Origin of the sequence: Micromonospora sp. HM5-17, from assembly GCF_003762835.1 — a bacterium.
Taxonomy (GTDB): Bacteria; Actinomycetota; Actinomycetes; order Mycobacteriales; family Micromonosporaceae; genus Plantactinospora.
The window spans coordinates 117,012-138,022 of record NZ_RJWA01000001.1 but is presented as its reverse complement, the minus strand read 5'-3'; the positions used below and the strand labels follow the sequence as shown (position 1 = coordinate 138,022).

The 21,011-nt window shown below is 68.2% G+C and carries 19 protein-coding genes and 2 tRNA genes; 14 read left to right on the top strand and 7 right to left on the bottom strand.

The features are described from left to right. The first annotated feature begins 185 nt into the window (after nucleotides 1-185). The 3 genes from EF879_RS00655 to EF879_RS27460 all read left to right on the top strand — a co-directional run bounded on the left by EF879_RS00655 (nucleotide 186) and on the right by EF879_RS27460 (nucleotide 2,214). Nucleotides 186-276 (top strand) — tRNA-Ser (locus EF879_RS00655). Nucleotides 277-310: 34 nt separating this feature from the next. Then, nucleotides 311-383 (top strand) — tRNA-Arg (locus EF879_RS00650). Nucleotides 384-765: 382 nt separating this feature from the next. Continuing rightward, nucleotides 766-2,214: a helix-turn-helix domain-containing protein gene (locus EF879_RS27460; protein WP_199736088.1), complete on the top strand. Its 1,449-nt coding sequence runs from the start codon at nucleotides 766-768 to the stop codon at nucleotides 2,212-2,214. Nucleotides 2,215-2,222: 8 nt separating this feature from the next. Here the strand turns inward: EF879_RS27460 and EF879_RS00640 are convergent, their stop codons facing one another. Both EF879_RS00640 and EF879_RS00635 read right to left on the bottom strand, forming a co-directional pair. Beyond that, nucleotides 2,223-3,254 carry an NAD-dependent epimerase/dehydratase family protein gene (locus EF879_RS00640; RefSeq protein WP_123555162.1) on the bottom strand — a complete coding sequence of 344 codons (1,032 nt, stop codon included), beginning with the start codon at nucleotides 3,252-3,254 and terminating at the stop codon, nucleotides 2,223-2,225. Nucleotides 3,255-3,343: 89 nt separating this feature from the next. Beyond that, nucleotides 3,344-3,895: an endonuclease domain-containing protein gene (locus EF879_RS00635; protein ID WP_199736087.1), complete on the bottom strand. Its 552-nt coding sequence runs from the start codon at nucleotides 3,893-3,895 to the stop codon at nucleotides 3,344-3,346. Between the two features lie 1,154 nt (nucleotides 3,896-5,049). Here EF879_RS00635 and EF879_RS00630 point away from each other — a divergent pair. After that, a complete protein-coding gene (locus EF879_RS00630) occupies nucleotides 5,050-5,538 on the top strand; it encodes a GNAT family N-acetyltransferase (RefSeq protein WP_123553641.1) in 489 nt (162 codons plus the stop codon). Between the two features lie 108 nt (nucleotides 5,539-5,646). Here EF879_RS00630 and EF879_RS00625 read toward each other — a convergent pair whose 3' ends face one another. The 3 genes from EF879_RS00625 to EF879_RS00615 are packed head-to-tail and all read right to left on the bottom strand — an operon-like array spanning nucleotide 5,647 to nucleotide 8,785. Continuing rightward, nucleotides 5,647-6,108, bottom strand: coding sequence for a PPC domain-containing DNA-binding protein (locus EF879_RS00625; protein WP_123553639.1), 462 nt, complete (start codon nucleotides 6,106-6,108; stop codon nucleotides 5,647-5,649). Beyond that, a complete protein-coding gene (locus EF879_RS00620) occupies nucleotides 6,101-7,183 on the bottom strand; it encodes an asparaginase (protein ID WP_255420885.1) in 1,083 nt (360 codons plus the stop codon). Before EF879_RS00620 ends, EF879_RS00625 begins: the two co-directional genes overlap by 8 nt. A gap of 42 nt (nucleotides 7,184-7,225) precedes the next feature. Then, entirely contained in the window at nucleotides 7,226-8,785 is a 1,560-nt protein-coding gene (locus tag EF879_RS00615) for a helix-turn-helix transcriptional regulator (RefSeq protein ID WP_233604142.1), read from the bottom strand. A gap of 515 nt (nucleotides 8,786-9,300) precedes the next feature. Here EF879_RS00615 and fxlM point away from each other — a divergent pair. The 8 genes from fxlM (at nucleotide 9,301) to EF879_RS00575 (ending at nucleotide 18,370) form a co-directional block, all read left to right on the top strand. Then, nucleotides 9,301-10,539, top strand: coding sequence for a methyltransferase, FxLD system (gene fxlM, locus EF879_RS00610; RefSeq protein WP_123555154.1), 1,239 nt, complete (start codon nucleotides 9,301-9,303; stop codon nucleotides 10,537-10,539). 65 nt (nucleotides 10,540-10,604) lie between these two features. Beyond that, nucleotides 10,605-10,802: an FxLD family lanthipeptide gene (locus tag EF879_RS00605; RefSeq protein ID WP_233604141.1), complete on the top strand. Its 198-nt coding sequence runs from the start codon at nucleotides 10,605-10,607 to the stop codon at nucleotides 10,800-10,802. Nucleotides 10,803-10,893: 91 nt separating this feature from the next. Next, on the top strand, nucleotides 10,894-13,575 hold the full coding sequence (locus EF879_RS00600; protein WP_123555152.1) for a lantibiotic dehydratase: 2,682 nt from the start codon (nucleotides 10,894-10,896) through the stop codon (nucleotides 13,573-13,575). A gap of 95 nt (nucleotides 13,576-13,670) precedes the next feature. Further along, complete coding sequence (locus tag EF879_RS00595) at nucleotides 13,671-14,672, top strand: hypothetical protein (protein ID WP_123553635.1); 1,002 nt, start codon at nucleotides 13,671-13,673, stop codon at nucleotides 14,670-14,672. A 424-nt stretch (nucleotides 14,673-15,096) separates the two neighbouring features. After that, nucleotides 15,097-15,486: a hypothetical protein gene (locus EF879_RS00590; RefSeq protein WP_148086325.1), complete on the top strand. Its 390-nt coding sequence runs from the start codon at nucleotides 15,097-15,099 to the stop codon at nucleotides 15,484-15,486. A 12-nt stretch (nucleotides 15,487-15,498) separates the two neighbouring features. After that, nucleotides 15,499-16,392 (top strand): class I SAM-dependent methyltransferase, encoded by an 894-nt coding sequence (locus EF879_RS00585; protein ID WP_123553632.1) that lies wholly within the window; start codon nucleotides 15,499-15,501, stop codon nucleotides 16,390-16,392. A gap of 336 nt (nucleotides 16,393-16,728) precedes the next feature. After that, nucleotides 16,729-17,580: an endonuclease/exonuclease/phosphatase family protein gene (locus tag EF879_RS00580; protein WP_158624083.1), complete on the top strand. Its 852-nt coding sequence runs from the start codon at nucleotides 16,729-16,731 to the stop codon at nucleotides 17,578-17,580. 121 nt (nucleotides 17,581-17,701) lie between these two features. Next, a complete protein-coding gene (locus EF879_RS00575) occupies nucleotides 17,702-18,370 on the top strand; it encodes a hypothetical protein (protein WP_123553629.1) in 669 nt (222 codons plus the stop codon). Between the two features lie 106 nt (nucleotides 18,371-18,476). Here EF879_RS00575 and EF879_RS00570 read toward each other — a convergent pair whose 3' ends face one another. Continuing rightward, a complete protein-coding gene (locus EF879_RS00570; RefSeq protein WP_123553627.1) occupies nucleotides 18,477-19,241 on the bottom strand; it encodes an HAD family hydrolase in 765 nt (254 codons plus the stop codon). A gap of 126 nt (nucleotides 19,242-19,367) precedes the next feature. On the opposite strand from EF879_RS00570, the gene EF879_RS00565 reads away from it, so the two are divergent. Together EF879_RS00565 and EF879_RS00560 are read left to right on the top strand one after the other, a co-directional pair. Further along, a complete protein-coding gene (locus EF879_RS00565; RefSeq protein ID WP_123553625.1) occupies nucleotides 19,368-19,736 on the top strand; it encodes a hypothetical protein in 369 nt (122 codons plus the stop codon). A gap of 2 nt (nucleotides 19,737-19,738) precedes the next feature. Then, nucleotides 19,739-20,191, top strand: a complete 453-nt coding sequence (locus EF879_RS00560) for a hypothetical protein (protein ID WP_123553623.1) — start codon at nucleotides 19,739-19,741, stop codon at nucleotides 20,189-20,191. Nucleotides 20,192-20,654: 463 nt separating this feature from the next. Here EF879_RS00560 and EF879_RS27120 read toward each other — a convergent pair whose 3' ends face one another. Then, complete coding sequence (locus tag EF879_RS27120; RefSeq protein WP_158624082.1) at nucleotides 20,655-20,813, bottom strand: hypothetical protein; 159 nt, start codon at nucleotides 20,811-20,813, stop codon at nucleotides 20,655-20,657. Between the last annotated feature and the right edge of the window lie 198 nt (nucleotides 20,814-21,011).

Genomic DNA, 21,011 nt, shown 5'->3' with positions numbered 1-21,011 from the left:
TGCGGTGTGAGCCTAGTCGCGGTTCGCGCGCGGCGCCGTGGCCGAGATAGACGACGATCGCCGTACGGGGCGGCGAGGGGGTTTCGGACGCCGGCGTTCGGCCTGGTCACCTGCTGTCCGGAAAGCCGCTTTGCCCCGGCAGGGACCGCCCTGTATCCTCGACGAACGTGGTCTGCTGACCACAGGGAGACTTCGCCTAGTCTGGTCTATGGCGCCGCACTGCTAATGCGGTTGGGGCCTTAAAGCCCCTCCCGGGTTCGAATCCCGGAGTCTCCGCGCTGAGGTGGGTGTGTAGACTGACTCGGCACCCGCGCCCGTAGCTCAACGGATAGAGCATCTGACTACGGATCAGAAGGTTAGGGGTTCGAATCCCTTCGGGCGCACAAGATCAACAGGGGTCTGACCTGCCGAAACGGCAGACAGGCCCCTTGCTTGTTTCGTCCCTTGTGGACGGTTGGGTGCTCGCTGGGTGCTCGTACGACGAGCATCCCTCGCGTCCCGGCCCGTCCAGCGGTGGCCCGTCCTGTCCGGATGGGTTTTGATCATGATGTCCCCCGTTCGCTTGGAAGCCCAGATAGTGGGACGGCGTTCTGTGGGCGTCTTGCGGGTCCGGATACGCGGTGTTGGCGGTGCATCTTCGCCACTCTTTTCGGCGCGCGGTGCCAGGACGCCCGCCGTCGCTGATATCCGTTAATGTCAGCTTGCCGTTAGGGGAACGTAGCGAGCGGTGATCAGCTCCCTCCGATCGCGATGGAGGCCATCCCGGTGGATCCGCAGCAACTCAAGGATGTGAAGCGGGCGCTTGGACGGCGGCTCGCCGCGTGGCGCAAGACGCGTGGCCTGATCCAGGATGACGTGGCGCGGCTGGTGCACAGCACTCGGAGCACGGTCGCCGGGGTCGAGCGCGGCGAGCAGGTGGTGGACCGGGTCTTTTGGGTGCAGTGCGAGTCGCTCCTCCAGGCGGGCGGCGAACTCATCGCCGGCTACGACGAGTACCGCTCCTTCGAGATCAGGCATCGGGAGGAGAAGACCGAGGCAGCACGCCACGCCCGCTGGGGCGCGGTCCTCGATCACCGGACGATCTCCGAGGCGAGCTCACCCAGCCGGGATTCCAGTCACGATAGTCCGTTTGTGCCGACGGCCGGTGTTGCCAGTAAAGACTCGGTATTGGTGGAGGATCCGCGCGGAGCGTACGTTGAAGTGCGGGAGGCGATCATGATCGCCGCGCGGGAGACCAGCGAGCACGCGATGGACACAGGGGCTAGGGCCGTGTCGGACCTTTCGATTGAGCAGCTACGCGATGACGCGATCGAGATCGCGCGGGGCTTCGGGCAACTGACACCCGCTGTCACGATCAACGAGGCACTGCGGGTGCGTGGGCTCGCTGTCGAGGCACTGGAGCGCACCCGAAGGCCCGGCCAGCAGCACGAGTTGTACCTGATCACCGCGCAGGCGGCGGCATTGTTGGCTAGTGCGGCTGCTGACCTGGGCTTGTGGTCGCCCGCGATGCAGTACGCCCGGGCCGCCGACACCTACGGCGAGATCATCGGCCACGCCGGAGCCCGTGCCTACGCCCGGGGGATGCAGGCCACGATCGCGTACTGGACTGGCCGATATGAGGAGGCGGTGCGGTACGCCTCGGCGGCGGTAGATATCGCCCCGCCCGGCGTTGCTCGAGTGCGCGCCCAGTGCGTTTTGGCGCGGGCGTGGGCCCACCGCGGAGCCGTTAACGAGGTCCGCGCTGCGCTCACCTCGGCCGACGACGCCCGTTCGCAGGACGGCAGCGACGTACTCCACGATGTCATTGGCGGCGAGTTCGGCTTCACCGCGTCGCAGCAGGCGCGCTGTGCGAGCACTGCGTGGTTGCAGGTGAACAGGCCCGAGGAGGCCACGGCAGCGGCAACGCAGGCACTGCGATTGGCGGCGAAGCAGGGTGGCCCGCCCTGGTCGACGGTCGAGGGCGAGGCCCGAATCGACCTGGCAACGTGCCACCTATCCAACCGGCGGCTGGACGCCGCGCAGGACACGCTGACGCCGCTGTGGTCCACACCGCCCGAGTGGCGACGTACTGGCCTGCTGGGACGGCTGGACCGGATGCGGGACATGCTGACCACGGACCCGTGGTACCAGGTGCCCCAGGCGCGCCAGCTCGCCGAACGGGCGGGCTCCTTCGTCGCGGCCCGGCCGACGCCTCCCGCGCTGCCCTCTGTGTGATCTCTCGTTTAGTTGTCCTGTAGCCAGGTCTTCAACAGCTCGCGTTCTCGAACGGCGGAGATGCCGTGGTCGGCTGCCCGCCCCGCCTCGCCCTCTCCCGTGATGGCACTGCCGCCAGCGGTCATCCACGCCCACGTCTGGCTGACGGTGTCGCACAGGGGCCTGCACGCCAGCCCCGCCGCGATCGCGCGGGAGCTGTCGACGGCCCAGACGCCACGATGGGTACGCCACAAAGGCAATTCGGTCCACTGCTGCACGCCTCGCTTGACGAGCCAGTCGGGATCGGTCCAGACCGGCTGGGTGCCGGCGCCGGTCACCCCGATGCAGGTGTCGACAAGTTCGGCGAAGGTGGCGTGGCCCATTGGGGCTGTGACGTTGAACGAGCCGTAGTCCTGCCCAGTGGCGCGGGCGAGGGCGAACGCGGCGACGTCGCGGACGTCGACCGGCTGGATGGGCCGGTCCGCTGGACCGGGTGCCAGGAGTTGGCCACCGCGAGCGGCGCGGGTCAGCCACCAGGTCAGGCGACCAACGTACTCGTGTGGGCCGAGGATCACACCAGGGCGCAGGACGATCGCCCGCTTTTGACCGACGGCTTGCATGACGGCGTTCTCGCAGCCAGCCTTTAGCGTGCCGTACTGGCCGGCGTAGCCGAGGTCGGCACCGAAGGTCGCATCAGCGTCTGGTGGGCAGTCGAACAAGGGTGACTCGTCGTGAAGTGGCTCGTTCGGCCATCCGGTGTAGACGTTGACCGAGGACACAAACACGTAGCGATCGACGACCGGGGCCAGCGCGGTCGCGGCCGTCAAGACCTGGGCGGGGACGTAGCCGATCGTGTCGATGACGGCGTCCCACGGACCCTGCTCGGCCAACCGTTTCAGGTCTTCGGGTTGTTCCCGATCGCCGTGCACGATCTGCACGCCGGGCAGGTCGGAGGCAGAAACGCCCCGGTTGAAGGTGGTTACTGACCAGCCGGAGGACAGCGCAAGCTCGCCGAGAGCACGCCCAAGAAACCAGGTTCCACCAAGGATGAGCAGCCGCATGCCCGCCATCATCGCCTACGGCAGGAACACCAGCACCTCGACGTTCCAATGCCCTGCTGTCTGCCCGCACTGCTTTGACTGGCCATCCGCTACAGGCCCCCGACTGCACTTGAGCCGGTGCTTGGACTCCCGGGCGACAGGTCAGGCACGAGTCGTCCGCGCTGCGCCTCACTGAGGACGCGCATGGCCTCCCGTACGCCGCTGCGGTCGCGGGACGTCGGCTTGGCCTTGTTGCTACGCGGCGGCTTGTACTGCCACTCGAAGCCGCCCGCTGGCGGAGCGGTGCGATATGCGACGAAGGTGGGCACGTTACCTGTGTCGCGGCGGCCCTCAAATGTGTTGCACGTGTGGCACAGCGCGCCTCGAACGAGCCCCGTGTCGTGGTCGTGGTCGATCTCCAGCGGTTTGGTATACCCGCATACGGCGCACCGTCCGTCCTGGAGGATGCTCAGGAGTCTGGCCATGACCCAGATCCGGCCCTGCCTGGTGCACGGAAGCGTCAGTTGCCGCCAGGCGGAGCGGTCGACTGCGAGGGCTTGGTCGATGACCTGTGACCACCGCTGATAGTCGTGCTGGGCGTTCCTGCGGACGACGGCTTGCATCGCGACGGCCAGTTCTGCGGCGGCGATCGTGCGGTGCACAGGGATCCGCTGGATTATGCGATGCCATTCGGGTAGGCGCTTTACGAGACGAACGATTTCCCACGGGCCCCATGGCTGGAAGCCTCGCCACCTTGTCGGTCGTACACGTGCCCAATTGGCGTCGCGCCATGAGGGCCTCCCGTCTTCGGTGACGACCTCATAGTCAGGCATCACAACGTAGGCAGTGCAGCAATCAGCTCCGGGGGCTGACCGTAGCTTCTCCACCTCATCCAGTTGACCGTGTAGCCAGTCGTTCCAGTCAGGCAGATCCGTTTGACGATCAATACCGCCCAGGCGAGCAGGCGAGCTGATCCGTAGTCCCGGTCCTTGTAATCGCGACCGGCCACTCTCTCTGATCGACATGGCGTCATGATGGCAACCACTACTGACATCTCTGAGTTCTGCCACCGCCATAGGCTCTTCCATAGACCACCGCACCCTGGACTCCTCTCACGCTCCGCGCGATTCCCGCTGTGCTGGTAGCGGACTTCAGCGTCGTGTCGAGCTATGTCGGGCACGCCGCATCTACGCCTGGGAGATGCTGGCCGTGACCAGCCTCAGCGGGAACGAAGAGTCTCTCGGACGGTGACCTTCCGAGGCCGGAGGCTCCCACCATCAGTTGTGGGTGGAGCGTGCCGCACGTCGAGCGCTGTCGACGGTTCGCCGCGTCGTGTGGCGCGCTCCACCCGTTCACCTGACCGCACGGAGCCCAGGTCACGTGCGGCCGGGGAAGCGTTTCGAGGCGACGGGGCCTACCAGGGCCACCCACGAGGGCCGGGTGGTGGCTGTAGGGACACCGGGGTGGGCGTTCATCTCAACCCCCAGCGCCGACCTGAAGTCGAGCAACTCTCAGCCCTCCCACCGCGTCGGCTACGCGACCAGTGAAGGCCGGTGAGCACGTGTCGAACACCCCCGACACGAACTTTCGACACGCTGCCTGATGTCGATCGACAACAAATGATCAAGCCGCGTGGTGCCTCCTCCCCCTTGACATCGGCAGCCGGGGTATGGCGACCTGAACCGACCGAGCAACGCCTGACGCCTGACGCCCTACCCATCCGTGGCTGACCGATCTAGATCAAGGGTGGAAGGTGGATCGGGTCGTAACCACACATGATGGCTGCACGTAACAGCTGCAACGGAAGGCAATTCTGATGGATGTCGTGCCGCTTTCTATCGATCGGGTTCCCGGGCTGGAGAAGCTGCTCGCCATGGGTCAGCCATATATCCGGTTAAGAGGACCGTCCGATTATTGGATGTATTCACGGTTGTTCTCCTCTACCTGCCCGCTGGCAGTTGTGGGAGATCAGGTTGTCGGGGCGGTGATCGCGTTCCGAGGGCAGGACGACCCCGCTGAGGTTTACGTTCAGGACGTGATGACGGATCCCGGGCGCCGTCGGCACGGCATCGCCCGGTCACTCCTGGAGTCAGTGAAGCGCCAGGCAAACGAGTGGGGCTGCCGGCGCATTCATCTTACGTCTGAGCCGGACAACCGCCCCGCGCACGCGACCTGGACCGCACTCGGGTTCAACAACGTCCGGGGAGACTGGGTTGAGAACGGTGTATCTGTTATTTCGGACTACAAAGGCAAAGGCAACCACCGCGCCGTGTATGAGCAGGTGCTGCCCGGTCGACCTCGGTGACAGTTGGGTCCGGCCGGTGGGGGAACCTCACCACCCGTCTTTAATAGGACCGGTGGACAGTTCCTCACGCCGACCCGCTCGACGGTGCGGCATTGCCCGGCCGGTCGATCACTGGCCGAATCGCAGTTGCGGTACGTCGTAGAGGTCGGGGTTCGGGAGCCGGTGCATGGTCGGCGCGGTGATCTCGATGATGAGCATCTCGGTGAGGAACTGGACGGTGGCGTCGAGTAGGTGGCTGGTGTGGGCGGTCGCGCTGTGTTCCTTGAGGCCGACGGTAATGTGGATGTGCGGTTGGATCGTCTGGGTGGTCTGGTCCCAGGCGATGGTGCCGCCGCCGAGGGCTTCGATGTTAGCCAGGTCGACGTGTGACCAGACGGGTGCGTCGGGGTTGTCGAGGCGCTGGCAGGTGCCGACGATCTTCGCCGTGCTCAGGCCGGCGATGAACATGGGGATGTAGCCCTGCTTGATGCCATGGATGTGGCAGGCGTCGGCGAGCGCGGTGAAGAAGTCCTCGCCGTGGTCGAAGACAACGCCGATCATGCGGCCTGGTGTGAGGTCGTGACTACGCATCCGGGCTTGCCTCCGGTTGGTTGTCGGCGTTGGTGGGTGTGGGCCAGGGCCATGCGGTGGGCTCGCTGAGCCCGCCTGCCGTGGCGACGGCTGTGGCGATGTCCTGCGGCTTCGCTTTGGCGGCGAGCAGGGCGTGAAGCAGGATGCGGGCTTTGTAGGGGTGGAGCCAGCCGGCGGGGATAAGGCCACGGTTGAGGAGGTCCTGTTCGGAGCCGGGGAATCCGTAGGTGTGGGTGAGGGTCGGCCCAGCCGAGGTGCGGGAGGCGAGCACGACAGGAATTCGGCCGGCGAGGGCGGTGAGGGTGTTGACGAGGGGTTCGGGGACGTGGCCAACGCCGAAGCCGGCGATGACGAGCCCGTCAACGTGTGCGCCGATGACGTCGAGGAGTGCGGGGTTGTCGTCGAGGGTGACTGTGTGGAGGCCGACGGTGGCGTGCTCGGCGGGGCGGGGAGCGGGGACGGTTAGCCGGTACGGCACGCGGGTCAGCATTCGCGTTGCGCCTTCGAGGACGTACCCGAGTGGGCCGGTGTCCGGCGAGCGGAAGGCGGCGCCGCTGGTGGAGTGGGTCTTGGTGACCCAGCGGGCGGCGTGGATCTCGTCGGCGAGAACGACGAGGCAGCCCTGCTCGCGGGCGGCCGGTGAGGCGGCGGTCTGGATGGCGGCGAGGAGGTTGGCGGGCCCGTCCGCGCCGGCCAGCGTGGGATTGCGCATGGCCCCGGTGACGACGAGGGGTTCGGGCCGCCGGTGGAGCAGGTCGAGCAGGTAGGCGGTCTCTTCGATGGTGTCCGTGCCCTGGGTGACCACAACTCCGGCCGCGCCCTGGACAAGTACGTTGGTGGTGGCGTTGGCGAGTTCGGTGATGTCACCGAAGGTGAGGGATGCACCGGGACGGCGGCGGAAATCCACCACCTCGATCTGGATTCCGGTCGCGACGAGTCCGGGTACGGCGTCGACGAGCTGCTGGGCGGACAGCGCCGGCATGACACCGCCGCCGTTGCTGCTGGTCATGGCGATGGTGCCGCCGAGGCCGATCACGACCACCCGTGGCGGGGACGTTGTGGCAGTCGAAGACACGGAGGATCCTTCCGGCGGTTCACTGGTGGTGCGGGGAGCCTATTACGGCAGGGAGCCGACGAAGCGGCACGCGCGGTCGGCGCCGTCGAGGGAGAGCAAGCGGCTCCGGGGTTCCGCGATCCCGGCGAAGCCGTACTCCCCGAGCTCGGCGCACCGGTTCCGGAGCCAGTGCCAATCGAGGTCCAGGTAGCCGGCGAGTGCGTGTAGACGTGTGCCCGGTGTGTCGGCGGCGATGAGGGAGTGGGCCTTTACGTGCCCGGCGGCGTCGTGGTACTCGGCCAACGATGGACGCTGATCGGTGACGTCGACGTGCCATACGCCGTCCGCGCGGATCCAGGTCGCCACGATCGCGCGCTGCTTGGTCAGAACGAGGCCGGGCAAGGCGCCGTACTCGGGTTCGTCGGTTACGGCGACGGTGATATTGAAGGATTCCATCAACGCGATTGCCAGCAGTAGGAGGATTCGTTCCGATTCCGTTGACGTGGTGACGGCCGTTGCCGGGATACAGAAGATCCTCGTGATCGGCTGGGTGGTCGCGGTGAACTGTTCGGCCGTGGCCGCTAGGTAGCGCAGTTTGTGCCCGAACAACAGCCAGGTGCTGGCCTCTTCGCCGTGTTGCTCTCGGGTCCAGAAGGTGGGTACGTCAACAAGGCCGGTGGAGTGGCGGCTGATGTGATCGGCGCAGAACGCGGAGCCCAGCCAGAGCCGGGACACGGTGTCGAGGTCTTGGGCGATGTCGCCACTCACGGCGGACCTGGTCAAGCGGCTGTATTCAGCGGCAGCGGCCCGGGAGGTTTCCAGGCGGGCGTCATCGAGCAGAAGCGACTGGTCGAGGTTCGCGACGGCCCACAGGACCGCGGCGGTGATGGCGTCGAGCTGGTAGACGCGGGGGATAAGTAAGCGGGTGTCGTCGCCGACGTCTACCAGCCGTCGGGATGCCTGGCGGGAGTCCAAGGCGAAAAGGCCGTCGCCCTCCGGTGTCGTGACCCGCCCGGCGATGAGTCGGCGTTGGACGGGAAGCTGCCATTCCTTGCCACCATCGGCTCGGGGGATGGTGGCAAGGATGCGGCCATCATCGACCGCCGGATACACCCTTACCTCGACGGGAACGCCGGGGAAGTACCGCCCGCTGGGCGCGTCCAGGGTGTGGTCCTCGCCGGCTCTGCCCACAACAAGGTCGAGCAGGGACGTGATCGCCAGCGAGAGACCCCGGTCCGTCTGGTCCAGAGCGGCCCGCTGGCGAAGCGCCACGAGTTCCGAGCTGGGCGAGGCCGGGTCGATTGCCGCCTCTGCGGCTGCACCCCATCTGGCTCGCCGTGCCGCCTCGTCCCGTTCGGCGTGATGCTGCTGCTCCAGCCGACGGTAGGCGTCATAGCCGCCGAGCAGCTGCTGCCCTGCTCCGAGCAGCGTGTCGCACTGCTGCCAGAAGATCCGGTCGACCATCTGCCGACCGGCCTCGACGTTCGCCACGGTGCTTCGGGTGCTGTGGACCTGTTCCGCGACGTCCTTCTGGCGGAGACCGCGGGCCGTACGCAGGTCACGCAGCAGCCGGCCGAGCGCATGCTTCGCGTCTTGAAGCTGTTGCGGATCGATCATGCTCATGGCCCTTTCCCGCGCCGCTAGGTTCGCGTGGCGCCTCGCCTGCCGAGAATCATCGACAGACGGCGACCCGACCTTAACTGATCGCAGCGACGCGAGTCAGCTCAGCGCACAGCCGTTCGTCGAGCACCCGGATGGTTGAGAAAACCGGACGTTCGATGGGGGCGTGTCGAAAATCGGTGTCGAGGGTGTTCGACATCGCCGCGATGGGCGTTGAGTGAGAGCACGCAACCGTGGAACTCAGCGCCTGGGAGCCCGCCGATGGATGCACACCGCCGATCTCGGACGCCGCATCGCGGTGGTCCGGGGGATCTTCGGGAGCACGGCGGACCCAGCCGTGCCCGGCGCGGCATGGGGCCGACTCCCGACGACGGTCGCCAAGGTTCCGCGTCACTCGGCCCTATTCCGATCGAGGGTTGTCGCGTACTCAAACTCGACATGTAAGACCGACACAAATCGGACCAGGTCTGATAAACCTGCCAGCACCAGCAAGATCAGAAGCCAGTACAGGAGTGTGGATGAGCCAGCAGGTGAACTTGTTCGAGGATTCCGATGAGGCGGCCAAGTTCCGTGACGCGATGACGGAGAAGCTGCTGAAGGACGGCATGATCACCACCCCGGCCGTGGAGACGGCGTTCCGGACCGTGCCCCGGCACGCGTTCGCCCCGGCCGGGACATCGTTGGAAGCGGTGTACAACGCCGACGAGTCATTGGTGACCAAGCTCGACCAGCACGGTGCGGCCCTCTCGTCGATCAGCGCCCCGTTCATCCAGGCCAGAATGATTGAGCAGGCCGAACTGCGCCCGGGCTTGCGCGTGCTGGAGATCGGCTCGGGAGGTTACAACGCGGCGCTGCTGGCCGAGGTTGTCGGCCCCGAGGGGCGTGTGGTCAGCGTCGATATCGACGCCGAGGTGACCGATCGAGCCCGCGTGGCCTTGGAAACCACCGGCTACGGCGACCGGGTCACGGTTGTGCGGGCCGACGCGCAGCAGGGCCTGTCCGGGTACGGCAGGTTCGCCGCGACCATCGTGACGGTCGGTGCGTGGGACATCTCCCCTGCCTGGCTGGACCAACTGGCGCCCATAGGGATGCTGGTTGTGCCGTTGCGGATGGGCGGGGTCACTCGCTCGATCGCCTTCCGTCGGGAGGCCGACCACCTCGTGAGTGAAAGCGCCGAGGTGTGCGGGTTCGTCCCGATGCAGGGCACCGGCCAGCACAAGGAGCGGGTCTTCGAACTGCCGGACGCAAACAGTCACCACGTTAGGCTCCGGTTCGACGACGCAGTCCCCGACGACCTGGGCCGGCTCGACGGGGTACTGGCAACACGCCGTACCGAGGTGTGGTCGGGCGTCACGATTCCCCACGGGACTTCGTTCGCCGACCTGCACCTGTGGAACGCCGGCTTCCTGCCCGGGTTCTGCCAGGTCGCGGCCGAGGACGGCACCGAGCTCGCCGCCGAGCGCGGGCAGTGGTTCCCCTACGGCTGCGTACGCGACGACTCATTCGCCTACCTCGCCGTCCGACCCGCACTGGACGGTGCGGGGGTGGAGTTCGGGGCACGCGCCTACGGCCCGCACGGCGAGCTTCCTGCGACGGCGATGGTCGAGCAGATCCAGGCGTGGGACCGTCACGGCCGCCCCGCCCCGACGATCGGCTACTGGCCGACCGGCAGCGACGACACCGCCCTCCCCGAAGGCGCGGCCGTCCTGACCAAGACCCACGGCCGGGTCACGATCTCCTGGCCCACGGCGGGCTGAAACCGCGCGGCGTCCACGCGGGCCAGGTGCACCACCCAATCCCCCTTCTGTGAGGAGTGATGTCGATGGCACCAACGCTGACCCTCGACGGCATGGTCGATGACCCGACCCTGACCGACGAGGCTCTGGACTTCGATCTGCCGGACATGCGCGTCATCGAGGTCACCACCCCGCTGACGACCATGGCGTGCAGCACCAACGACGGGTGCGGCAACACCTGCAGCGGCAGCGCCTGTACCACCAGCTCCAACGACCCGTCCTGAACCACCTGTCCTCATGAACCACCCGCTGCCGCCGGCGTCCGCACCCCCCGGGCGTCGGCGGCCCGGTTCACCCTGTGAGGAGGTGAACAAGGTGAGTATCCCCGTCCGCTACCGCCACACCGACCTGGTGCTGATACGCGCGACGACGGATCCCGGCGATCTCGACCCACCTACACACCTGGACCTGTCCCAGCCCGCCGCCATCGAGCAAGAGGGCCGAGCATGGCTGACCAAGGTGTGGACGCGTGACGAAATACGGCAGGCACTGAAGCTGGCTAGCCCGGACCTCGCGGCGACGATCGACCGACTGCTCGACGCCGACGCCGGCCCGGCCACCGTCAAACAGCTACGCCGCGCGGTGCTGTCCGTCGCGTCTTATCTGCTGCGCTGGCAGCGCCGCCCGACACCGTTCGGCATGTTCGCCGGCGTCTGCACCGTCGCGCTTGGGCCTGCGGCGGCCCAGCTCGGCGGCCGACACCGGATTGTGGCGCGCCCGGCCGGGGGCTGGCTCACGCACCTGATCAACGAGGTTGAGCGGCACCCCCGGCTACGCCCGCGCCTGCTGGTGACGGCAAACAGCGGACGCGTCGACCGCGACGGCCGCCTGATCATCTCCCTGCCGGCTGACGTTGGCGTCCGCGGCCACGCGCCGCTGCGCGAGGTGGTCGTCGAGCACACCGCGGTCGTGCGAGCCGTGATGACTGCGGCTGCCGCGCCGATCCGAGTCGACGCCCTCGCCGACGCGCTGGCCGCCCGGTTTCCGGCCGCCATGCCGGAGAAGATCCTTGCCCTGCTAAATAACCTGATCGACCAGCATTTCCTGATCACCAACCTTCGTCCGCCCACCACGAGTCCAGACGGCCTCACGCACCTGATCCATGCCCTTCGCGCGGCAGGGGGCGAAGACCTGCCCGACGTCGCCGAGTTGCTGCAGCGCCTCGATGAGATCAACGACCTGCTCGCCTGCCACAACACCAGTTCCGACCCGACACGGGCGGCGGCACTGCGGGCGTTCGCGTCGGTGTCGATGACCGCACTCGCCCCTGAGACGAGCCAGGTCCTCGCCGCCGACGTACGGCTCGACGCCAGGATCACGATTCCCGAACAGGTGCTGGCAGAAGCCGCGCTCGCGGCCGGCGTCCTGCTGCGCCTGTCCACTCAACCGTTCGGATCCACCGCCTGGCTCGACTATCACGCCCGCTTTCGCACCCGCTATGGACCCGGCGCCCTCATCCCGGTGCGCGAACTGGTGGCCGACTCCGGCCTCGGCTACCCCAGCGGTTACCTCGGTGCGCCTCGCACCCGGCCCGCCTGGCGGGAGCTGACCGAACGTGACGCCGCCATCCTCGCCTTCATACAGCGGGCAATCCTCGACGGTGCGCAGGAGATCGAGCTGACCGACGCCGACGTTGAGGCGCTGACGGTCGGCGAACACGCCGACATCGTGGCGCCGCAGCGCATCGAACTCGGCGTCGCGCTGCACGCCGCCTCCACCGACGCGATCGACCGGGGCGTGTTCGAGCTACGCGTGGTCGCCGCACCCCGCGTCCCGACCAGCATGGCCGGCCGGTTCGCCCACCTACTCGACCATCAAGAACGAGCTCTGCTGGCCGCGACCTTCGAAACGGGCGCACGGGCGACAGAGGCCGACGAGCCGGTCGCGGTTCAGCTGTCCTTTCCACCACGGCGACCGCACGATGAGCACGTCGTCCGCGTTCCACGACTGCTTCCCGATGTTGTATCACTGGCCGAACACCCCGACGCCGACAACATCGACATAGAGGACCTGGCCGTCACCGCCGACGGGGACCAGATGTACCTCGTTCAGCTCTCTACCGGCCGGCGCGTGATCCCCCGGATTCCACACGCCCTCGAACTCGGGGCGCACACCCCGCCGCTGGCCCGGTTCATCGCCGAGGTCGCTGACGCCCGCACCGCCACCTTCGGTCCGTTCAACCCAGGCGCCGCCCGCACCCTGCCCTACATTCCCCGCATCCGCTACCGCCGTACCGTGCTCGCCGCCGCCCGATGGACCCTCAACAGCACTGACCTGCCCAGTCCGAGTCACCAACCACTGGCGGAGTCCCTCGCCTCGTGGCGGCGGCGGTGGCGGGTGCCGGCACGGGTGATCCTCTGCCACGGCGAGCTGCGCCTGCCGCTCGACCTGGACCAGCCCTTGGACCGCACACTCCTCCACGCTCGACTGAACCGGGCCGAGCGGGTCGAGCTGCAGGAGGACAGCCCCCAGGGCGCCCAGGACTGGATCGGACGCCCCGCGGAACTGCTGATCCCGATGACCGCCATCGACCCGCCGGCACGACCACTCCCACGCACCGCGCCCCCTGGGTCGGTAATGCGGGCCGGAAACTCCCTCGTGGTGCACGCACACCTGGTCGGCAACCCGGCACGGTTCGACGCGATCCTCACCCGCCACCTGCCCGCCTTCGCCCACACACTCGCCGACACGGTCGAACTGTGGTGGATGCGCCGGCACCGCGACATGATCCACCCCCACGCCGACCAACACCTCGCCCTGCTGTTCCGCTTGAACAGCCCAGACCAGTACGGGCCGGTCGCCGCCCGGATCGCCGCGTTCGCCGCCGAACTCGAAGCACGCGGCCTGCCCGCGCAGCTCACCCTGGCCCCGTATCCACTACACCCGGCCCGCTACGGCGAAGGACCTGCGATGGCCGCCGCAGAGCGTGTGCTGGCTGCGCGCGCCGCCAGCACACCGGCCGGGCCGGGTTCCCCGCGCCAGCCATCCGTGCGTTGAGCGCTCGTACGACCGACAGCTCACCCAAAGGGCCTTTATCCATGAAGCATGAAGAACAAGGTCGACCACGGTATCGCCTCGCTCCCGGCGCTGCCGTGCTTGCCCTGCTACCAGCCACCGGCATCGCCCAGGCGTACGTCACGGCCGCTTTGCGTCCCACCCTCACCCTCGCCCGCCAGCGGGCGCTCGGAGGCCACGCGATGACCCGGACCCGGACGGGCGCCCTGCTGCTCAGCGCACTGTTCCTCTTGGCCGCCTGCGCCGAGCCCTCGGCCGGGGTGGACGCGGATCCGTCGGTTCCGATGACGACTCCGACCAGTGCACCGCCGGTCCCAGCCGGCCCGGTCCTGATCCGCCTGGCCGACACCCTCGCCGACGCGCCCGCCGACAGCACCATCGGCGGCTACCAGTACATCGAACGCCGCACCTGGTACCGCGACATCATCGGTCCGCCCGGACCCACCGGATGGCCCGCCCGGGTCCGTATCGACCAGCTATGGCGCACCGACGATGCCGTCAGCGGCCGGCAGGTCAGCGTGCGCGTCGCCGTCGACGGCTGCACCCCGGACGGCGGGGAGAGCAGGTGGACCGGGCGGGCCGCCGACCCGTTCGACCAACCACCACCGAGCACCCCGGCCGATCTGCTCGCTCACCTGCTCACCGCCGCAGGACCCGAACAGCCCCGGCCTGAGCACATCGTCGGCGGCGTCGCGATGCTCTACGAACGCCAGGCGCTCGCCCGCCCGGTCCGTGCCGCGCTCCTGCGTCTGCTTGCGGCGCAGCCCGGCCTGCTCGTGCGGACCGGCGTCACCGACCGCATCCACCGGCCCGGCACGGACCTCATCCTCCCGTACACCGATCAGGCCGGTGTGCCTCGGCGCGACATCCTCACGATCGACGCGACCACCGGCGTCCTCCTCGCTGCGTTCACCACTATCGCCGGTCCCATCCCACCTCAGGATCCGCAGCTCGGGGCCGATGCCAGGGAGGCGATCATCGCTGAGGCGGACAGCTACCGGCTCTACGTCGACAGCCGCCGCACCCCGGACATCCACACCCCGGCGGCTGGCTGCCAACACCCGGCAGCCAAGCCATGACCCATCAGCCTATTCCCGCTCGCCAATCGCCAAGGCGTACCTCGAATGACACGACCGCCGGCAGCTCTCTGAAATTGCCGGGAGGTGTCGCCGTGTTGAGGCCGTGCCGGGCACAGGTCCCGGGTGGGGACCAAGCAGCCTGTCTACCAACTGCCCACCAGCATGTCCCGGGACTAACGCCCGCCGTTGGTGCGACCGGACCGCGTTTCCCATCCGCGCTGCCTTCGACAACACCGACAGTGAGGGCGGGTGGTGCACGGGCCCCGCCCGGGCACATGACCGAAGGACCTCGACCGGATTCCAGCAGACGACTTTGGAGGATCTACCTGACATGTGCGGCGTGAACCACAACCTCTTTCCCCGACCCGGATACCTCATCGACATCAGCTGCGAGAGCATCGCGGCGAAAGTCTTGTTCACCAGAATGCTGTCTCACCATGCCGAGATCGGACTCACCCCCGAGCAGATCACCCGACTCATCGACCTCAACGCCGAATACCAGGCGTCGTTGACCGGCATCCGGGTGCAGTTCGCCCAGGTCACCGAGCAACTGGAGCACAAGCGGGGGCGTCTGGACAACGACGCCCTGGTCGCCCGCAAGGAACTACTCGACCGCCACGCCGAACTGTTCCGCGCCGAGGAAGACCTGTTCTTCAGCTACGGGGCCCACGGCCACGAAATCCTCACCGACGAGCAGATCGCGCGCATCGACCAGATCTACCACGCGGAGAAGGACGCCCGGCTCGCCGAGCTTCTTCCATCACTGAACAACGCGGTCGCGCCACAGTTCCAGTTCACGACCGCGACGGCGTAACGGAGGCCCATCGTGGGTGAGCAGGCCGAAAACGTGACACCCGCCGACTCGGCGGGACGCTGGCTAACCCGAGAACGGGACGCCGGTCGAGACACCGCTGACCGCGCGGCACTGACCGGGCTGCTCGCGGACATCCGCGATCGGGTGCTGAACGCGGCCCGGTTGCGGCCCGGCCACGATGTCCTCGATCTCGGTGCCGGCACGGGCCTGCTCACCCACGCCGCCGCGCGGGCCGTCGCACCGGCTGGATCGGTTACCGCGGTCGACCAGTCCGCCGCCGCTCTGGCGGAGATCCGGACGCACAGGGAGCGGATCCGGCCCGTGGTCGGCGATGCCTGTCACCTCCCGATCGCCGACGCGACCTTCGACCGCGTCGTCGCTCGCAGCGTTCTGATCTACCTGCCCGACCTACGCGCCGCGCTACGCGAGGTCGCCCGCGTTCTCCGACCGGAAGGACTGCTGTCGGCGTTCGAGCCGGTCAACGCCCGCCGCCGCCACGACGCCAACCTGGACGGCATCACCCCCGACGAGATCGAGGCGATTGACCGGCTCCGCAGCTCAAGCAGTCCCAGCGCCGGACCGATGATGTCCTTCGACGTGATGCCGTTCACCGATGCCGCCCTACACGCCGGCTTCATCACCCCCGCCGTGGACGAGACCACCGTCACCGAGCAACTCAGCACCCACGCCGACGTCGACGCCCACCTGCACCGAAGGCCCCACCCAGGCGCCTCCAGCCCCGTCGATCTCATCACCCGACACCTGGGCGCCGGCACCACCGCTCGATACGTCACCGCGTGGCACCGCGCGTTCGACCACGCCGCCGACCGCGGCGGCATCACCTTCACCACTCCCGTCGTCTATGTCACCGCATCTATCGGAGCACCAAGGTACGGCAATGGGTGAGCTCACCGCCGTAGCCGTTGGCTTGCTACTGCTGGTCGCAGCACTAGTCAGGGGCAGCACTTCGACCATTACGTGGTTGCTGTTCCGACTTCGTCTCACACGAGTACTCACTGCCTGCTTGGTCCTGTTCCTCGTCTCCACTCTCTTGATCCACCTACAAGACGGAATCGGTCAGCCATAGCGAAACGTCTTCCAGAATTCACAACCAACCCTTGAAACCGTCACAAAGGAGATTGCTGACATGAGGCGTTTATCCCTGGCCCTACTCAACTTCGAGGCACGTCATCTGCCTTCGGCGCTGCCGGGTTGCCGGACCCGCACGGTGTGGGAGGCGAAGTGACCGCGGAAGTGGTAGGCATTCTCAGCTACAACCTGAAGGACTACGGCAAGTCCGCGGTGGCCACGCGTCGGCAGCAGCACGAGTTGCTGCGTTTCGAGCGGCCGGATGTGCTGTGTTTGCAGGAGATCTGGGACGACAGCGACGACCTGTCCGTCCTCGGGCGGCACGTGGCGACGATCGCCGAGGCCCTCGGGATGCGCGGGATGGCGGTACCCGCACGGCGGTCGCATTGCCATATGGCGATCCTGTGGCGTCCTGAGTTCGCGGCACTGTCCCAGCGCAGCCACGGCCTGACCCTCTGGCACGGCCTGGGCGTGGTCCAACTCGACATCGGCGCCCCCGTCCCGCTGCGCGTAGCGGTCACTCATCTGGCTCCCTGGGATCCCGAGCAACGGCTCGCAGACGTCCGCACCATCACCGGGCTGCTGAGTGACCCCGCGGCGGCAACGGTCATCGCCGGTGACTGGAACAGCTTCGGGGCCGACCACACCTATGATCCGGAGCCGGATTGGTCGCAGCTGGCCCCGCACAAGGTGTGGCGCCACGTGCGGTGGAGCGACGCCCCCGACACCGCGCCCCGAGCCGACCGGCGCCCGGCCGAACTGCTGCGCCGCAGCGGCCTACACGACGCCGCCCCTCATCTGGGGGCGCCCTGGCAGGCAACCGGCGGTCACATGGGTGCCGACCTGTCCCGGCGACTGGACGCGTTCTGGACCACCCGGCCACAGGCGCTGCGCGGCTATCACGTCATCGACACATCAGCGGCACGCCTGTTGTCCGACCACCTTCCCATCCGGATCGACCTTGACCCGACGGCGCTCGGAACCGGTTCGGCTGGTAGTCGGTGATGCTCCCAGACGGCCGGCTCGTTCTATGCGCCGGTGCGGGGGTCGGCGACGACGGCCAGGCCGACGTAGCGTCCGGCCATCGCCTGGTCACAGCCGATTTCGACTTCGAGGCTCCCTCGACATGACCACCCCAGCCGATGTGCTGCGTGACTCGGCCGCCCCCCGTACCGCCGCGCTCACCGCCGAACTCGCCTGCCGTCGCATCGAAACGGCCTGGCGATGCCTGGACGACGCGTACGGGCCCGACGAACGCGCCAAGGAGGCCAGTGACGCAATGCGGCTCGCCCGCAACCACCTGCACCGTGTGGTCGAGATCCTGTCCCGGCGTCGGTCCGGACACCGCCGCCGGGTCACGGTGCTGCTCGCCGCCGTGGCGGTTGCCGTCGTCACCCAGCTCCCCTCGATTCCCGTCCCGACAGCAGTGGTGATCGGAGCCGGCGCTGGCGCGGGCACCGCCGCGCTCATTCACCAGGCGGGGCGGGCGTGGCACCGGTACCGCCTGGCGGCGATCCCCACGACCGGGCCGTACCGACCCGCGGTGCGTTACCAGCCGGGCTGCGTCGGATGGATCAAGAACCGGATCGGCTCCTCGCATCGGGAACTTCACGCGGTGATCGAGCTGACCGACCGTCTCTGCCTCGTGCTACCCACATCGCCCTATCGGGGCCCGGTGGTGCCCGCCATCGATCACCTGTATGCGGCCGGACGGCACGCCGCAGCCGCGACCTACTGGCTGGCTGCCGCCGCCGAACGAGTCGACGAGCACCTGGCGTACGCCCGGTCACTGTGACCGGTCGACGCGCGGACCGGCAAGGGAGGGCACCAATGCGGCCACCACCCTCCGAGAAGCGCGCGTGCAACCGCCGCCGGCCGTTGCGGTGCTCAGCGTCCGACAGTCAGGGCCGATCGAGCCGGGACAGGAGATCACGCAGGCCGTGCCCATCGTCGACGACGATGTCGGGCGCGATGCCCGGCACGGCCTGCTCTCGGCTGGTGCGAGTCGAGCGCATCAGGATCGCGGTGCCAGTGCCGGCCCGGCGGGCACACAAGATGTCACGGTTGATCGTGTCGCCGACGAACCAGCAGTCCTCGACCGACGATCCGACTGCTTGGGCGGCCCGTCGCAGCAGCTCCGGGTTCGGCTTGCGTAGCCGATGCTCGTCGCTGTAGAGCTGGGCGGCGAACATGGACCCGAGGCCGGCCGCAGCGAGGATGTCTCGGTGCGCGGCCCCGCTGAGCGCGTTACTCACCACGACCAGCGGCAGGCCGGCCGCCCTCGCGGCCTCCAGCGCCTCCGGAATACCCGGCCGGACCGCCCAGTCCTCGTGCCACGTCCACTCGTAGCTCAAGGACGCGGCGTGCCTCCGCACCGCCTCCCGGGCCGCCCGTGGCCAGCCGACGGTCACGAAATCGTCCCAGATTCCCTCGTGGCTCAGCTCGGCCGGGCTCGGATCGTGGCTGGCCTCGTCACGCCACCTGCCGTACTCCCGGGCACCACGAATCAGATCCTCGGCGATCTCCTCCTCGGAAAGCGCCTCCCCCGTCAAGGCAAACAGCCGCCGTACCAGCACCGGCGGAGCCAGCGACTGGCTGGACGACTCGATGAGCACGCCGCCGTAATCCAACAGCAGCGCACGGGGAAGAGACAGCACCTTTCCCATCATCGTTCAGACAGCGGTACCGAGCGAACCGAACCGTCAAGACAGGAAAACAACAGGACCACAGCCGACCTGGTTCACGACCGGCCCATGCCCGAATAGGCTGAGCCGGAACCCGGGTAGAGCGAGGTGGAGATGGTCACCGGGACGCTGGTCGTCGAGAGTCTCACGTCGGGCGCCGACATCTCGGTGCCGCTGACAGTTCAGAGAATCCATCGGGTTCCGGCCGGAGTCGTCGAGGCGGGTCAGCCGCCGGAATGGACGCTGATCGACTTCGCCTGCTCGGATGAGCACGTCGACGAACTCGCGGCGCAGTTGGCGCGTTCGCTGGCATCTGGCCCCTGGTACGCGGACTACGCGGACGAACAGGTGAAGTGGGTGATTTTCGCAGGCAAGGTGTTTCGCTACACCCGAGCGGATACGGCCGCCCACGAGGAGGCGCTCGCGTTCGCGCGTCAGGCAGGCGTGCCCGAGGCGCAGATCGACTGGCCGCGCTAGGCATGGACGACATCGAGCCGGTGGGCGGCCGGGAGCACTGGCGTGACCAGACCTGTGCGGTGTGCCCAGCGCAGCAGCTCGGCCCTGGGCAGTTCGATGTCGTCGGCACCCCGGGGCGGGAGTTTGCCTACAACCCGACGATCGGGTGGCGCACCGATCGGGACGGGGTGCCGGTGTGTGTCCACCCGTTCCGGGTGCAACTTCCACCCGGCCGGTACGCGTCGGCCGGTGAGCCGCTGCCGGCAGCACCGGTGTCACCGCCGCCGCCACCCGAGGCGCTGCGGTTGCCCGACGACGAGGTCGACCTGGAGGGCTGGCTGGTCGCCACCCTGCGCACCACGCCGGCCGACCGGACGGCGAGCGCAATCGCCCACGCCGAGCAGGTGGCCTCACGACGCTTCCCGTCGGCAGTCGTGGTCGCGGCGTTGCGCCGGGCGCTGGCCGCCGAGAGATAGAGCACCGGCCTGCCTGAGCTGAATCTCCCCGGCGAACGCGGCCAGGCCAGAGGGCAGGGCGACCTCTGCCCGGCGCACGTATCCAGCAGGTGCCTGCCGGTACACCGCTACCTGTGAGGGGTGCCGAGTGGGCGTGGGCGGCGGACCGATGTTTGCGGACGGGATCGGGCCGCCGCCAACGGTTGACCGTACAGCACCCCCTGCGGCAACGGGTCGGGCCTTCGGGCTGCGTACCGAATACGCCGTCAACCATCGGCGGACACCTACTCAAATTCGCGTACCGCCGAAGGGCCTGGGCCCAGCACGCGCTGTCCACTGCCCGCCGCATCGGCGGCTGGCCGCCGAGCCGAACTGAAGGGTTCTGCCATCCGCTGCACGCCCGCGGGGAGTACCAGCGGGGGGCGCAACCCGCAGGGGCTGGTTGGGCACAGCCTGTGCTGGCCCAACCTCCCCACCCGGCGGCCTACTCCCGCTCTTGCTCCGGCCGCTCCTCGTTGCGGTCTGCGGCCTGCTGCGCTCGGTCCGGAAAACCGGATCGAGCCGTCGCCGAGTTCGGGTTGCGTTGGGCCGCGGCGCGGATCCGGTTGGCCGCCTCGCGGCCCATCGGCGTCTTCTTGGGCATGGTGGTGCGCCTCCTCGGGGCACGGCGCGCGCACGACAGCCAGAGCGGGCTCCGGGCGTGGGCGCAGTCAAGGGCACGAGCGGGCGGCGTGTCTCGGCGCGGTGACGACGTCGTACGTTCACCGCAAGGCCCTTGAACTTCCCGTATGGGGAAGTGGCCGCGCCTCGCCCCTCGGGAGGGCTGAGACGAATCGTCTCC

Coding starts and splice junctions, on each gene's coding strand:
- EF879_RS00570 (WP_123553627.1), bottom strand. CDS start 19,241: ATGGGAAAGGTGCTGTCTCTTCCCCGTGCGCTGCTGTTGGATTACGGC.
- EF879_RS00605 (WP_233604141.1), top strand. CDS start 10,605: ATGGCACCAACGCTGACCCTCGACGGCATGGTCGATGACCCGACCCTG.
- EF879_RS00560 (WP_123553623.1), top strand. CDS start 19,739: ATGGACGACATCGAGCCGGTGGGCGGCCGGGAGCACTGGCGTGACCAG.
- EF879_RS00640 (WP_123555162.1), bottom strand. CDS start 3,254: ATGCGGCTGCTCATCCTTGGTGGAACCTGGTTTCTTGGGCGTGCTCTC.
- EF879_RS00630 (WP_123553641.1), top strand. CDS start 5,050: ATGGATGTCGTGCCGCTTTCTATCGATCGGGTTCCCGGGCTGGAGAAG.
- EF879_RS00590 (WP_148086325.1), top strand. CDS start 15,097: ATGCTGTCTCACCATGCCGAGATCGGACTCACCCCCGAGCAGATCACC.
- EF879_RS00615 (WP_233604142.1), bottom strand. CDS start 8,785: ATGAGCATGATCGATCCGCAACAGCTTCAAGACGCGAAGCATGCGCTC.
- EF879_RS00575 (WP_123553629.1), top strand. CDS start 17,702: ATGACCACCCCAGCCGATGTGCTGCGTGACTCGGCCGCCCCCCGTACC.
- EF879_RS00625 (WP_123553639.1), bottom strand. CDS start 6,108: ATGCGTAGTCACGACCTCACACCAGGCCGCATGATCGGCGTTGTCTTC.
- fxlM (WP_123555154.1), top strand. CDS start 9,301: ATGAGCCAGCAGGTGAACTTGTTCGAGGATTCCGATGAGGCGGCCAAG.
- EF879_RS27120 (WP_158624082.1), bottom strand. CDS start 20,813: ATGCCCAAGAAGACGCCGATGGGCCGCGAGGCGGCCAACCGGATCCGC.